17 protein-coding genes are annotated in these 12,889 nt (G+C 30.4%); 6 read left to right on the forward strand and 11 right to left on the reverse strand.

Annotation, left to right across the window (positions count from 1 at the left end; genetic code table 11):
- Nucleotides 1-104: 104 nt before the first annotated feature.
- The 3 genes from rpsO to IGB25_RS04165 all read right to left on the reverse strand — a co-directional run bounded on the left by rpsO (nt 105) and on the right by IGB25_RS04165 (nt 1,248).
- Entirely contained in the window at nt 105-374 is a 270-nt protein-coding gene (gene rpsO, locus IGB25_RS04155) for a 30S ribosomal protein S15 (RefSeq protein ID WP_211066290.1), read from the reverse strand.
- 86 nt (nt 375-460) lie between these two features.
- Complete coding sequence (locus tag IGB25_RS04160; RefSeq protein WP_211066291.1) at nt 461-832, reverse strand: DNA topoisomerase IV; 372 nt, start codon at nt 830-832, stop codon at nt 461-463.
- 17 nt (nt 833-849) lie between these two features.
- The gene (locus IGB25_RS04165; RefSeq protein ID WP_211066292.1) at nt 850-1,248 is read right to left on the reverse strand and encodes a helix-turn-helix transcriptional regulator; all 399 of its coding nucleotides are present in this window, start codon (nt 1,246-1,248) and stop codon (nt 850-852) included.
- Between the two features lie 286 nt (nt 1,249-1,534).
- Here IGB25_RS04165 and IGB25_RS04170 point away from each other — a divergent pair, with 286 nt between their 5' ends.
- Together IGB25_RS04170 and IGB25_RS04175 are read left to right on the forward strand one after the other, a co-directional pair.
- Nucleotides 1,535-2,689 carry a M14 family zinc carboxypeptidase gene (locus tag IGB25_RS04170; RefSeq protein WP_211066293.1) on the forward strand — a complete coding sequence of 385 codons (1,155 nt, stop codon included), beginning with the start codon at nt 1,535-1,537 and terminating at the stop codon, nt 2,687-2,689.
- Nucleotides 2,690-2,819: 130 nt separating this feature from the next.
- Nucleotides 2,820-3,299: an Lrp/AsnC family transcriptional regulator gene (locus IGB25_RS04175; protein ID WP_211066294.1), complete on the forward strand. Its 480-nt coding sequence runs from the start codon at nt 2,820-2,822 to the stop codon at nt 3,297-3,299.
- Between the two features lie 53 nt (nt 3,300-3,352).
- On the opposite strand, the gene IGB25_RS04180 is transcribed toward IGB25_RS04175, so the two are convergent.
- On the reverse strand, nt 3,353-3,706 hold the full coding sequence (locus tag IGB25_RS04180) for a hypothetical protein (protein ID WP_211066295.1): 354 nt from the start codon (nt 3,704-3,706) through the stop codon (nt 3,353-3,355).
- Nucleotides 3,707-3,855: 149 nt separating this feature from the next.
- Between IGB25_RS04180 and IGB25_RS04185 the strand changes: the two genes are divergently transcribed.
- A complete protein-coding gene (locus tag IGB25_RS04185) occupies nt 3,856-5,355 on the forward strand; it encodes a DEAD/DEAH box helicase (RefSeq protein ID WP_211066296.1) in 1,500 nt (499 codons plus the stop codon).
- Here the strand turns inward: IGB25_RS04185 and IGB25_RS04190 are convergent, their stop codons facing one another.
- The 3 genes from IGB25_RS04190 to IGB25_RS04200 form a co-directional block, all read right to left on the reverse strand.
- Complete coding sequence (locus IGB25_RS04190) at nt 5,356-5,976, reverse strand: YqaA family protein (protein ID WP_211066297.1); 621 nt, start codon at nt 5,974-5,976, stop codon at nt 5,356-5,358.
- A gap of 80 nt (nt 5,977-6,056) precedes the next feature.
- Complete coding sequence (locus tag IGB25_RS04195) at nt 6,057-7,268, reverse strand: nitrate/nitrite transporter (RefSeq protein ID WP_211066298.1); 1,212 nt, start codon at nt 7,266-7,268, stop codon at nt 6,057-6,059.
- Nucleotides 7,269-7,316: 48 nt separating this feature from the next.
- Entirely contained in the window at nt 7,317-8,579 is a 1,263-nt protein-coding gene (locus tag IGB25_RS04200; RefSeq protein ID WP_211066299.1) for a mechanosensitive ion channel family protein, read from the reverse strand.
- A gap of 191 nt (nt 8,580-8,770) precedes the next feature.
- On the opposite strand from IGB25_RS04200, the gene IGB25_RS04205 reads away from it, so the two are divergent.
- Nucleotides 8,771-8,920, forward strand: a complete 150-nt coding sequence (locus tag IGB25_RS04205; RefSeq protein WP_211066300.1) for a hypothetical protein — start codon at nt 8,771-8,773, stop codon at nt 8,918-8,920.
- Between the two features lie 133 nt (nt 8,921-9,053).
- On the opposite strand, the gene IGB25_RS04210 is transcribed toward IGB25_RS04205, so the two are convergent.
- Nucleotides 9,054-9,260, reverse strand: coding sequence for a DUF3368 domain-containing protein (locus IGB25_RS04210; RefSeq protein WP_211066301.1), 207 nt, complete (start codon nt 9,258-9,260; stop codon nt 9,054-9,056).
- Nucleotides 9,261-9,528: 268 nt separating this feature from the next.
- Nucleotides 9,529-9,777 carry a UPF0175 family protein gene (locus IGB25_RS04215; protein WP_211066302.1) on the reverse strand — a complete coding sequence of 83 codons (249 nt, stop codon included), beginning with the start codon at nt 9,775-9,777 and terminating at the stop codon, nt 9,529-9,531.
- An 88-nt stretch (nt 9,778-9,865) separates the two neighbouring features.
- On the opposite strand from IGB25_RS04215, the gene IGB25_RS04220 reads away from it, so the two are divergent.
- Both IGB25_RS04220 and IGB25_RS04225 read left to right on the forward strand, forming a co-directional pair.
- Nucleotides 9,866-10,900, forward strand: coding sequence for an IS630 family transposase (locus IGB25_RS04220; RefSeq protein WP_211066303.1), 1,035 nt, complete (start codon nt 9,866-9,868; stop codon nt 10,898-10,900).
- 294 nt (nt 10,901-11,194) lie between these two features.
- Nucleotides 11,195-11,905, forward strand: coding sequence for an SDR family oxidoreductase (locus IGB25_RS04225; protein ID WP_211066304.1), 711 nt, complete (start codon nt 11,195-11,197; stop codon nt 11,903-11,905).
- A 52-nt stretch (nt 11,906-11,957) separates the two neighbouring features.
- On the opposite strand, the gene IGB25_RS04230 is transcribed toward IGB25_RS04225, so the two are convergent.
- Both IGB25_RS04230 and IGB25_RS04235 read right to left on the reverse strand, forming a co-directional pair.
- A complete protein-coding gene (locus IGB25_RS04230) occupies nt 11,958-12,080 on the reverse strand; it encodes a type II toxin-antitoxin system PemK/MazF family toxin (RefSeq protein WP_211066305.1) in 123 nt (40 codons plus the stop codon).
- Between the two features lie 479 nt (nt 12,081-12,559).
- On the reverse strand, nt 12,560-12,889 hold the full coding sequence (locus tag IGB25_RS04235) for a hypothetical protein (protein WP_211066306.1): 330 nt from the start codon (nt 12,887-12,889) through the stop codon (nt 12,560-12,562).

Consider the following 12,889-nt stretch of genomic DNA (forward strand, 5'->3'; position numbering starts at 1 on the left):
CGGTTGTGTTGTTGATGCGTTGTAAAGACCAAAGGAAACTCAAATCAGGAAAGCAAGTTTAATCATAAAAAAAAAGGGGCTTTTGCCCCGTTTGGTTATCAAATCTATTTTCTTAAACCTAAATCTTTCACAATAGTTCTATATCGTGTAATGTCTTTTTTCATTAAATAGTTGAGCAAATTTCTTCTCCTACCAACTGTTTTTACCAAAGCTCTTTCAGAATTGAAATCTTTTTGATTGTGTTTTAAATGATTGGATATATGCTCGATGCGTTTAGTCATCAATGCAATTTGTCCTTCAGTTGAGCCGGTATCTTTCTCGTTTTTACCGTGCTTAGCAAATAATTCTTTTTTTTCTTCTGTGGTTAAGTACATGCAAATATTATTTCAATGATTATTATGTATATTAATAGTGGGTGCAAATATATGACATTTTTTTTACTGACAATAAAGCTTTTGCATCATTTTATTTTAATAGCTATACCTGTTTCTTTCTGTGTTTCACCTACAACATTATATTCAAATCTATATGAGTTTGAAGTTGTATTAAGAATTTTCATATGAATCTGGTATTGATCTAAGATACTTTTTGGATTTACTGGTGTAAGTATGAATTCACAATCATTAAGCCATCTGATTTTAGACGTATCAGTTTTGCCTTTATATATCTCTATTTGCAAACTATCACTACGGACAAATATTGTTTTTTCAAGACTTCCATCTACCAAAGCTTCGTATTTATATCTACCAATTTTAAAATTATCACAATCGCGTTGAGGAGAATAACAGGAACTTAAACTGACTACTATTATAATCAATAAATAATATTTCATAGGTGCAAAAATAAAATTTATTCGGCTTTGTAAGATTTAAAAGACCCATTTTTATAAAAAATGACTATGCGTTCTATATCGTCGGATGTTTTATCTTCTTCATTTTTATTTGCCTGTACGGTTTCGCTTTTTGTATCAACGACAGAATCAAAATGAGATAGAGAAGTAGGAGCATTTGTTGCTTTTTCTTTTTTAGGAAAACTGCCTTTTCCATTTAATAACCAATACAGTTCTACTTCGGGAAAAGTTTTTACAACACGCATTACAAAATCTAAACTCGGTTTATTTCTTCCAGACAATAGATGAGAAATTGAAGCACGACCAACATCAATTTTTTCAGCAAATGCAGAAGCGTTTAAGCCGTAATGTTCAAATATTATTTGGAGGCGTTTTGAAAAGTCTTCACTGTTTACCATTGTAAATTATTTTGCAATCCTATATTGAATTACAAATGTAAATAAATTATTTTGATTGATGACAACTAAAAATAGGAGTTATAAAATATTAAATTAACACTTGATTTAAAATAACATAAAATGCTGATATTTAAATTTATAAGTTACATAAATAACTTAAATGGAATCATTCCTTAATCCGATTCTATCAAATGTTTACAAGAATAAAAAACAACATAAAATTGTTTACTAATGTTTATTTTTGAGAGTTTACATTTGTAAAATTATAAAAGTTTACATTTGTAAAATGGAAATAAGTTTTAATTATAAAGAAATTGAAAACACATATTCTAAGTTTGAATGTTCAGACTTTAGAGATCGATATATTCCATTTGAATTATTTGAGAAGTATCTAAAAAAAAATATAGCTAACACATTTAGCACAGATATTATAGGATATTCTGAACAACATAAACCAATATACAGAATAGATGTCGGTCAGGGTTCTCAAAAAGTATTAATTTGGTCACAAATGCATGGCAATGAAAGCACCACGACCAAAGCACTTTTAGATTTTTTGAACTATGTACAGCTGAATCGCTCTCATTTTAATGTTCAAAGTCTGTTAAACTGCTGTCAATTAAGAATTGTACCGATGTTAAACCCCGATGGTGCTTCTTTATATACGCGAAAAAATGCAAATGATGTTGATTTAAATCGTGATGCTTCAAACAAAACCCAAATAGAAACCAAGTCTTTTTTTAAAGCCTTAAATGAATTCAAACCAGATTTTTGTTTTAATATGCACGATCAACGGACTATATTTAGTGCAGGTAAGAAAGAATATCCAGCAACCTTATCCTTTTTGTCGCCTTCGTATGATGAGCAATTAAATGTTAATTATGCTCGTAGAATCGGGATGAAGCTTATTGTTGCCGCTTATGAGGTTTTAATGCAAACTATACCTGATCAGATTGGTAGGTATGATGATACTCATAATATAAATTGCTTTGGCGATTATATTCAACATATGAATATTCCAACAGTTTTGTTTGAAGCGGGTCATTTTGTCAATGATTACCAAAGGAATGAAACTCGAAAATACGTGCTTTTAAGTTATCTTAAAATGTTAGAAGTCGTAGCAAACAACAATATCCATAGCTATATTGATGAAAAGTATTTTCAAATTCCTTTAAATCAAAAATTATATTACGATTGCATCATTAAAAACGTTAAAAACTCTAATTCAAATTTTATAGGAATTCAATTTACAGAACACCTAAAAAATAAGAAAGTTATATTCCAGCCTTATGTTACGAGCCTTGAGGATTTATCTTTATGCTATGCACATAAATATCTTAATGCAGAACATAATAATGTTTTTATAAACGATTCTAATGAACTGAAAACCAACTTACTCATAAAAAAATTAAATATCAATCAAAAACTTGTGAACTTATAATTTTATTTTTTTTAAAGTTACGAAAACCTTATAGTATTTCATAAAAAACATAAAAAACACTTGCTAATATTGATAAATATTGAAAAAAAAGCATTATTTTTGTTTTTTTAATTTATTAAAACCATATGATATGCCAAAAATGAAATTAGACGAAACTGATCACCAGATTTTAGCAATGTTAATTGAAAACACCAGAACGCCATTTACGGATATTGCTAAAAAACTACTTATTTCAGCAGGAACAGTATATGTTCGAGTTAAGAAAATGGAAGATGCTGGAATAATTACAGGGTCTAGTTTAATCGTAGATTACAAGAAATTAGGTTATACATTTATTGCTTATTTGGGTATATTTTTGAAAAAAACTTCTCAAACTCAATTTGTTATCAATAGAATTTCTGAAATTCCAAATGTTACTGTAGCAAATATAACTACGGGCAAATACAATATTTTCTGCAAATTGAGAGCTAAAAACACTGATCACGCCAAAAGTATCATTTTCAAGATAGATGATATTGAAGGGGTTCAACGAACCGAAACCATGATTTCATTAGAAGAAAGCATCAATGATAAAAAACGTTTGATACATTCTATTTTTGAAGAATTGTAAATCAAACAATCTGTTTTTTTTTTTTTTAAGCTACTGTTTGAAGTAGCTTTTTTTTATAGTTCCATCAATCGATTATATTCTCGGAGTTCTTGTAGATTAATTTTGTTATTTGAATTTTTAATCAAATCCATAAAATACACAAAACTTTCAACACCTGTAATTAACTGCACATCTTCCTCTTCGCCTTCAAGAGGTTCATCTGTTGGGATAGGAATGATAAAGTTTTCATTCTCTTCAATATGTTCATAAGCTAAACGAAGTGCCTTTGCAACTACGGGAAGCTTTTCTTTGACAGCATAGGCTCTTAAGTCTTTTAATTCTTCTACAATAGATATAGAAACCGAATCATTTTGTTGTACTTCGCTGACAATGTGTTCTATTTTTTGTTGTGCTTTTTTGTTTTTCAAAATATCATATTTAAAGGCACAAAAATAAATTATTTATGAGATTATTGGACTTAAAAACGTTTTTTAATGCTTTTTATCCTTTTAAATTTTAGTTAACTTTTATTTCTGCTTATTTTTGCAAACCTTTTAAACTAAAATAACACCTCTTTATGTTGACAAAAACAGCTGATAAAACCCTTTATGACTATCAAGAGAAAGATCTTGAAAAAATATTTGACCATATCGAGAATGAAAAAAACGATTTTAATTTATTGTATCAGTTACCTACAGGTGGAGGAAAAACTGTTGTTTTTTCAGAAATTGTAAGACGCTATATTAATAAAACAGGTAAAAAAGTGATTGTGCTTACTCATAGAATAGAGTTGTGTAAGCAAACTTCAAAAATGCTTAAAGAATTTGGCGTTCACAACAAGATCATTAACTCCCAAGTTAAAGAACTCAGCGATGACAATGACTATATGTGTTTCGTCGCTATGGTAGAAACGCTTAATAACCGCCTTAATGATGAAAAAGTAACTTTAAAAAATATTGGATTAACCATAATTGACGAAGCACATTATAATTCATTTACCAAACTTTTTAAGTTTTTTGAAAAAACCTTTTTACTCGGAGTAACAGCTACACCGTTAAGCTCGAACATAAAATTACCCATGTACAAAAACTACGACAAACTTTTGGTGGGTGAGTCTATTCCTTCTCTGATCAAGCAGGGTTTTTTAGCTAAAGCAAAAACTTATACATACAACGTTGGCTTAAGTCAACTTCAAGTTGGTATTAATGGTGATTATACAGTAAAATCTTCAGAAGATTTGTACACCAATATGAATATGCAAACCAAACTCTTGCAAGCTTATGAAGAAAAATGCAAAGGCAAAAAAACGTTGATTTTCAATAATGGTATCAACACCTCTTGGTACGTTTATCACACTTTTAAAGAAGCAGGATACGAAATTAAGCACTTAGACAATACACATAATAAAAAAGAACGAAAAGCTATTCTTAAGTGGTTTAGGGAAAAACCCGACGCTATTTTAACTTCTGTAAGTATTTTGACAACAGGCTTTGATGAACCTACAGTAGAAAACATTATTTTAAATCGTGCGACAAAATCTTTGACTTTATATTTTCAAATGATAGGTCGTGGCTCGCGTAAGTTACCAAATAAAGATACGTTTAATGTGATTGATTTAGGAAATAATTTTGCACGTTTTGGTCCTTGGGATGCCAAAGTAGATTGGCAAATGATTTTTAAAAATCCTGATTATTTCTTAGAAAATGTAGTTTCTGACGAAGAAATTGAAAGCCAGTTTGTTTATGAAATGCCCGAAGAAGTTCGAGAAAAATTCAAAAACACTGAAGATATAAGTTTTGATATTAAAAAACGCTATGACGAAACGGTAAACAACGGTGAAAAATCAAAATTAGTTCTTGAAGAATCTATAGCTCAACACGCACAAATGTGTGCAGAAAATTCTGAAGATGTATTTGATGCTCGTATTTTAGCCAGAGAGCTTAAAGAAGATATTCAAGACCGTATCAAGCAATATTCTAGATGTATAATTAGAAATACAAAAAACTACAGAGATTGGCTTTATGAAGATTATACAAGAAAATTACGATCAAAAATAAATGAGATTTTTATGGACTAATTAAAGTACACCAAAAATTAAGAGTCCATAAATTAAAAACCGTAAAAAACGCAATAAACCAAACACCAAAAAACTTCCAAAAGGAAACTTTATAATGCCAGCAGCAATACTTGAAATGGCAAAAGGCAAGGGGAGAAGTGCACCAGCTATAATCAACAATCCACCCCATTTTCTCATGTTTTTGATATGTTTAGCCATTTTGACTTCCAAATAGACAAAAACTTTTGGAATATTTGCAATACCACGACCAAAAAAATAAGATAAAACACCACCGAGATACGATAGAGTTGCTAGAATACTCAAGAAAAACCAAGGATATTCATTTTTACCACTCCAAGCAATAAAAATTTCAGGCGGAATTAAGCCTAAAATAGATTCAGATGCAAAAAACACTCCAAATACTCCTACGGGGTGAAAGTTTTCTGTAATATACAATAGAATATCATTGACATCTATCACAAAAAAATGTATGCAGAGTAGTATCACTACAAATACTATAACAGGTGGTGTAGCTTTAAGTAAACTTCTTCCTATAAAATTATAAAACCCCGTATAAGTATAATACTGATGCAGTAATTTCCAACGTGGTTTTTTTTGATGTTTTTTTGGAGTGTTTTCCATTAAAAATAATTAAAATTACAAATGTAGTTTTTCAAAAAATATTTCATTAACTTATAAGATAAATAATTATTGTTTATATCTTATAATTCTGTTTTAATTTTTGGTATATATTTTATTCGCTGAGCATTCAAAATACAAAGTAAAACAAAAATGGATAAGCTGATCATAATAATTTTTATGCTTAATCCCATATCGATCATTTGACCGATAAGCAATGGACCAAGAGCTGTGCTGAGCACCATAAACATTGTGAATAAACTTCTAATGGTTCCTAATTTTTTAACTCCGTAAATTTCAGCCAAAACCGACGTTTTTATGGTGCCTGACATCCCAACGGTAATTCCCATCAAAATCAAAAAGACAAGTGCACCAACAATAGAATTGATATAAGCAAAAGCCAGCAAACCTAATATAATTGGTATCAAATAAAACCTAAACAAAGTTTTAGCCGTAAATCGGTCAACCCAAAGCCCACCAAAAAGCGAAAACAACAATCGCGTTATGGCATAAACCGTAAAAAATGAAGCATACAAGGCAACATTCCATCCCTTTTGTTCTACAAAAACGTATTGATAAAAAACCACTGCAGTTGTCGTAAAACTCAATACAAAACTCGTAGGCATCAAAATTAAAAAACGCTTGTCTTTTACAATATCAAAAAAATCTTTGAACAGAGTTTTGGAACTCGGTTTAAATTTATTGAGTTGTTGATCAAAATGACTTAAATCTGTAAATTTCAAACGAATTAGATACAGCAATAATAAAACACCACTGCCAATCATTGCGATACGCCAATTAAAATACGCAATGGTACTGACTATGATAATTGGCAAAATGGCTTCACCAACCGAAAAACCCAATGTAGAAAAACTAATAGCTTTGCCACGGTCTTTATCATAATATTTGGATAAAATCGTAAAACTGATATGGCTTAACATACCTTGACCGCTTAATCTTAAGCCTATTAACGCTAAAAATACAAAAGCCAAGTGATAAGAAAATCCCATCAAAATACAGCACAATGCCAAAGCCAAAATGGTAAAAAAACTGACTTTCTTAACAGGTATATGATCAACCGTATGACCTATACTGAGCATAATTAATGACGAAGCCACCGTGCAAATAGCGTAAATTGCACCAAAAGTTCCTTCTGTAATCTCAAAAGTTTTTGTGATGTGAATAACATAAAGTGAAATTAAATACGTCTGTCCAAAACTTGACAAAAACGTCAATAACCACCCAAAACTCAAAGGTTTTAAATTATAGCGAATAAATTTCAAAAACTGAATCATGCCTATTTTCCAAGGTGCAAAAATAGGGTTTTAAACCGCGTTGAGACGTTAAGTTTTAATTAAATCTAAGTCTTTACCGCTTGGAAGTTCAAAGGCTTCAAGCTCAAAATAAGGGATAGATGCCAGCAGATGATCAAAAATATCGGCAATGATATATTCGTAGTTTTTCCAAATTTTATCAACACTAAAACAATAAATTTCTAATGGCACGCCTTGAGCGGTTGGTGCCAGTTGTCGAGTCATAATGGTCATATCATCACTCACAGCAGAATTTTGGTGCAAATATTCATCAATATATTTTCTAAATACACCAAAATTGGTTTGGTTCCTGCCGTTAATAGTCAAGCTTTTATCTATGTTATTAGATTTGTTGTAGTCATCAATATCAGCTTGTCGATGTTCTATATAATCACTAATAAGCTGAATACCTTTAAGCTTTTGAAATAAATCTTCATCAACAAATTTTATGCTGTTGGCTTTGATGATAATAGCCCGTTTTATTCTTCTACCGCCAGATTCACTCATTCCACGCCAGTTTTTAAACGAATCTGATATCAAGTAATAGGTTGGAATAGTGGTGATGGTTTTATCAAAATTTCTCACTTTCACAGAAGCCAAATTGATTTCAAACACATCGCCATCGGCACCGTATTTTTCCATCGTGATCCAATCGCCTATTCTTACCGTGTCATTAGTCGCTACTTGAATACTGGCTACAAAACCGAGAATAGTATCTTTAAATACCAATAAAATGACTGCTGAAACCGTTCCTAAACCAATTAAAAACTTCATCAATGGTTTACCAGTAACAATTGAAAAAATAATGATAATCCCAATAATCCAAAGCAAAATCATAAAGACTTGAATGTAGCTTTCTATAGGTTTATCTTTAAAATTGTCAAGTGTTTTGAGATAATCTTTTATGGTTTTTAAGAAGCTTCTTATGGTCCAAATCGTAAACACAACTAAAAATATTTGAACAATCTTGCTTACCACATTTTCAAAAACAGGAAAATCTATATATAATTCGTCTGTAAAAGCAGATATAATGTAAAAAACAAGAAGATTTGATAGGTTGACAAAAGTTTTATTTTGAACCAACAAATCATCAAAATGGGTTTTAGATTTTTTGGCAAATCTATTGACCAAATTTAAACCAACGCCTCTCAAAATTCTATATAATAAATACGATAGAATGACAAGGATGATAGTATTTACTAAAGCATTTAAAATCAGTAGGTATGTATCATTAAAATCTGTATTAGATTTTATTATATCATAAACAAAATGAATAGGCGTTTGCGGTTTCATATGAAAGACATTTTGAATTCAAATATAAATTAATAAAATCGTTATTCAATATTTTATTATGCTTAAGAATTTACTAAGTTTAAAAATCATTCTGTTTTTAATTGTTGTATTTCTGGTAGCATTTCTCATTTTTAAAGATTTTATTTTAGGAAATGAACAAGAAGAATACCACTATAAATTAACCAGAATTTATGCCATCATCATTAATTCATCATCCTAACAATAAAGATTTTTACATACTCGACGGCTGGCATATGAGATTACTCATTTTAGATTCTACATTAAAACCTAAAACCATTTGCAACCTCAATGATGCAGAATTAACACAAGCAATTTTATAAAGACAAACACTTTATATCAACAGAATCCAATCAAGGCGTTACACCACATATTTATGAGATTGAACTTAATCAATAGCTTGGTTTTATCAGTTTTACAATTGCGTTTTGGTTTAAGTTAATAAATCAAAAAAAATTAATTTTCATTTACTTGTTCAAGTATATAAAAAATTAATTTCTTACTAATCCATACATTTTTATTAGTTAATTCGAAAAGTATAGGTTTTATTTCCTCAATAATCCCATTTTTTTTGGCTTTAATTAAAACACCAATGGTTCCAGTTACTTTTAATTTTGAATGCATAGCGTGATATCTACCAAGTTTTTCATCGATAATAATCAAATTTGCGTCCAATTCTGTTGCAAGTATTATTGTTTCAGCTTCACCAGCGTCTAAATCAAGAAAAAAAATTAAGTGCTGTTTTATCCTTTATATCAACAATTTCTATCCAATCGATTTTGGATAAATCTTGATAGTATGCTTTATCTTTTCAGCTTCAATCTCTTGATATACAGCATTTGGTATAATCACTTTAGTATATAATTGTTTTAAAATATCTAAAAGTGATAATTTTAGTAGTGAAATTATAGGCGTTGTATTTGAAACAACTTTATGCATTTGAAATATCATCTCTTAAATTGTCATAGTCATATTGACTAAAAAGAGAAACTTTATATTTTGATAATAATTCAATAAAATCTATTCTGCTTATTCCTAATACATTGGTGGCTGTACCAGACGATATTTTCCCCAACCCAAATAGTTTTACCAAAGAACTGATTTTTATTTCATTCTCAAAATCTTTATCACTCAATTTTAAAGAATGGGCTAAAGATTTAGGATATTCTATTTTTATCATACCATCCATAACTCTTTTTAAACAAAAATACTAAATTTAAATTATTAACATAGCGGTAATATATAGTAATATTTCTTATAATAGCCACATGGAAAAAACAGACTTTAGAAAACTTACAAGTTCAGAACGTTACCAGTTTAGAAAACGTGCAGTAACTTTAGTAAAATCAGGAAAAAAACAAAAAGAGATCGCTTCATTATTTGGAGTCAGACCAGCAACAGTTAGCAGTTGGATGAAATCTTATAAGCTTGACGGCAATAAAGCTTTAAAGGAAAATACCAGAGGTGTTAAATCCGAAGACAAAAAATTGCTTTCTACGGCTCAAGAAAAAGAGATACAAAAGATGATAATAGATGTTATGCCAGATCAATTGAAATTAGACTATGCTTTATGGACAAGAAAAGCCGTTAAAGAACTTGTTGAAAGAGAATTTGGGGTTGTTTTAGCTGTCAATACAATGGGAGATTACTTGAGGTCATGGGGATTCACGCCCCAAAAACCAAAGAAACGAGCCTATGAACAATGTCATAAGAAAGTTCAAAAGTGGCTAGATGAGGAATATCCTGCAATTAAAGAACGAGCAAAGAAAGAATCTGCTGAAATTCAATGGGGAGACGAAACTGGTGTAAGGAACTCAAATCAGCACGGTCGTTCTTACGCACCTAAAGGTAAAACCCCTGTTAAAAAACACAAAGCTCAGCGCTTTTCAGTCAATATGTTTTCAACTGTAACAAATCAAGGTCAAGTCAGGTTTATGCTATATACAGGAAGTATGAACGCTGATAGGTGCATTGAATTCATGTCAAAACTCATTGAAAATAAAGAACAAAAGGTGTATTTGATTTTAGATAATCTAAGGGTGTATCATAGTAAAATTGTAAAACAATGGGCGGAGGAGAATAAAGAAAAGATAGAACTCTTTTACTTACCTTCTTATTCTCCAGAGAAAAATCCTGATGAATATTTAAACTGTGATTTAAAATATGGCTTGTCTGAAAAACCTGCTCCTAAAAATCAGAAACAACTACAAGATAATATAGAAAACCATATGAATATGCTATCTCAAAATAGTGAAAGAGTAAAGAAGTATTTTCATCATCATGACATCAAATATCTTGCATAAAAAATTACGGTATATAGCCGTCAGGTTAATAATGGAATATTTTTTAGAAATTGAGACATAAAATTCGAAATCAAGTAGAATTTGTGTTTTACTAAAACCCTTAATTCCCTTAACTTAATTCTTAATGGTTTTCCTAAAAAATAAAGTATAGATAATTTTAAGCAACCTTAGCAAAACAATTGCGAACCAAGAGATTAAAATAACACGCAACACAAAGAAGGTTAAACCTTTTTTAAATCAAGGTTGAGTTAAAACATAAATTTTACTTTTGGGATAACAAAAAACACAAAAATTATGAAAGGAAAAGTAGCATTTATAACAGGTGGTTCAAAAGGAATTGGTTACGGCATAGCCGAAAGTCTTGCACAAGAAGGCGTTCACAGTGTGTTAACCAGTAGAAGCCAGGCCAATGCAGACCAAGTCGCCAAAGAAATTTCTTCAAAATACAACGTCAAATGTCTTGGCATAGAAGCCGATGTTCGCGATTACAAAGCCGTAAAATCTGCAGTTGACCAAGCTGAAAACGACTTTGGGCAAATTGATTACGTCATCGCCAACGCTGGCTTGGGTCGTTTTGGAAGCATTGAAGAACTCACAGTAGAGCAGTGGCAAGAGGTGATTGATACCAACCTAAGTGGCGTGTTTTACACCATAAAATCTTCCGTCGAAGCCCTCAAAAAGACCAAAGGCTATTTTATCAGCATTTCCAGTTTAGCAGGCGAAAACTTTTTTGCAGGCGGTGCGACTTACAACGCTAGCAAATTTGGTGTTACTGGATTTACACAAGCCGTAATGCTCGATTTAAGACAAGAAGGTATCAAGGTCACAACCATATTGCCAGGTTCGGTTTCAACCCATTTCAATGGCAATCAACCAGACGACAGCGACGCCTGGAAAATACAAACCGAAGATTTGGGCGAAATTGTTGTTGACCTTTTCAAGCTCAATCCCAGAACTTTACCCAGCAAAATTGAAGTCAGACCTACACAACCGCCAAAAAAATAAAAATATATTTTAACAATTTTGACCATGTCTTGACAACGCTTTGCGTTCGAATTTAGTTAACCAATGTTTCTTTTATAACACTCTTGCAATTCGCTATTTCAGCTTTCGTTAATCGGTCAAATTTTCTTAGAATACGAGTTTTGTCAATTGTTCGAATTTGGTCAATCGCAATCATTCCGTTTTTTCTTTTCTGACTAACGTAAAATTATATCACTATAAATCAGTTATTTATATTTTATTCAACATTTCAATTTTCAATCCAAATTCACTCATTTTTCGTTAGCCGAGGGACTAAAGTTTCTATGAGTCTATGAGGGATTCTGACTAACGTAAAATTATATTACTATAAATCAGTTGTTTATATTTTATTCAACATTTCAATTTTCAATCCAAATTTACTCAATTTTACGTTAGCCGAGGGACTAAAGTTTCTATGAGTCTATGAGGGATTACTGGCAACGGTCTTGTATATGGCTCGTAGCGTGCAAATTAGAAAATTATTTTCGGATTGAGCTCAAGCCAGATTTTTAAATTTTACTATTTATCTTTTTTATTGGAAATCGTCAAATTTAAAAATTTGGCGACTTTCCAAATATACCTTAACTTTGATTTAGCAACTAACTAGCTATGAGATATATACGTTGTTAGCAAAAGTTATTTACACACTAATTTTTTCTTTTGTTCAAGATAAAATGTTCCAAAACCAAAAAAACCAAAAATAAGGTTTAGGATTGATAAGGTTTGATCGTAGCTATTTATCCAAAGTAAATTTATTATCGAAAACAAAATATATAATAAGAACGGAAAAAATAAAAAATCCTTTTTCACTATAAAATTTTTATTTACTGGATAAAGAAAAACACCTAAAAAAGTAAGACTTAAAGTTATTAGATAAAATGAAAAATTATCAAGTGCCAAAAACAATAAGCTAACAAATACGGTCATTAAACCAATTAAAAATAATGTAAAAATTATCTTTTTCAT

This window comes from Flavobacterium sp. CS20 (assembly GCF_018080005.1).
Lineage (GTDB): Bacteria > Bacteroidota > Bacteroidia > Flavobacteriales > Flavobacteriaceae > Psychroflexus.

Bases quoted from the DNA above. Each gene is read 5' to 3' on its own strand.
- IGB25_RS04200 (WP_211066299.1), bottom strand. From the start codon at position 8,579: ATGAAACCGCAAACGCCTATTCATTTTGTTTATGATATAATAAAATCT.
- IGB25_RS04225 (WP_211066304.1), top strand. From the start codon at position 11,195: ATGAAAGGAAAAGTAGCATTTATAACAGGTGGTTCAAAAGGAATTGGT.
- IGB25_RS04185 (WP_211066296.1), top strand. From the start codon at position 3,856: ATGTTGACAAAAACAGCTGATAAAACCCTTTATGACTATCAAGAGAAA.
- IGB25_RS04165 (WP_211066292.1), bottom strand. From the start codon at position 1,248: ATGGTAAACAGTGAAGACTTTTCAAAACGCCTCCAAATAATATTTGAA.
- rpsO (WP_211066290.1), bottom strand. From the start codon at position 374: ATGTACTTAACCACAGAAGAAAAAAAAGAATTATTTGCTAAGCACGGT.
- IGB25_RS04160 (WP_211066291.1), bottom strand. From the start codon at position 832: ATGAAATATTATTTATTGATTATAATAGTAGTCAGTTTAAGTTCCTGT.
- IGB25_RS04190 (WP_211066297.1), bottom strand. From the start codon at position 5,976: ATGGAAAACACTCCAAAAAAACATCAAAAAAAACCACGTTGGAAATTA.
- IGB25_RS04175 (WP_211066294.1), top strand. From the start codon at position 2,820: ATGCCAAAAATGAAATTAGACGAAACTGATCACCAGATTTTAGCAATG.
- IGB25_RS04230 (WP_211066305.1), bottom strand. From the start codon at position 12,080: ATGATTGCGATTGACCAAATTCGAACAATTGACAAAACTCGTATTCTA.
- IGB25_RS04215 (WP_211066302.1), bottom strand. From the start codon at position 9,777: ATGATAAAAATAGAATATCCTAAATCTTTAGCCCATTCTTTAAAATTG.
- IGB25_RS04235 (WP_211066306.1), bottom strand. From the start codon at position 12,889: ATGAAAAAGATAATTTTTACATTATTTTTAATTGGTTTAATGACCGTA.
- IGB25_RS04205 (WP_211066300.1), top strand. From the start codon at position 8,771: ATGCCATCATCATTAATTCATCATCCTAACAATAAAGATTTTTACATA.
- IGB25_RS04170 (WP_211066293.1), top strand. From the start codon at position 1,535: ATGGAAATAAGTTTTAATTATAAAGAAATTGAAAACACATATTCTAAG.
- IGB25_RS04220 (WP_211066303.1), top strand. From the start codon at position 9,866: ATGGAAAAAACAGACTTTAGAAAACTTACAAGTTCAGAACGTTACCAG.
- IGB25_RS04195 (WP_211066298.1), bottom strand. From the start codon at position 7,268: ATGATTCAGTTTTTGAAATTTATTCGCTATAATTTAAAACCTTTGAGT.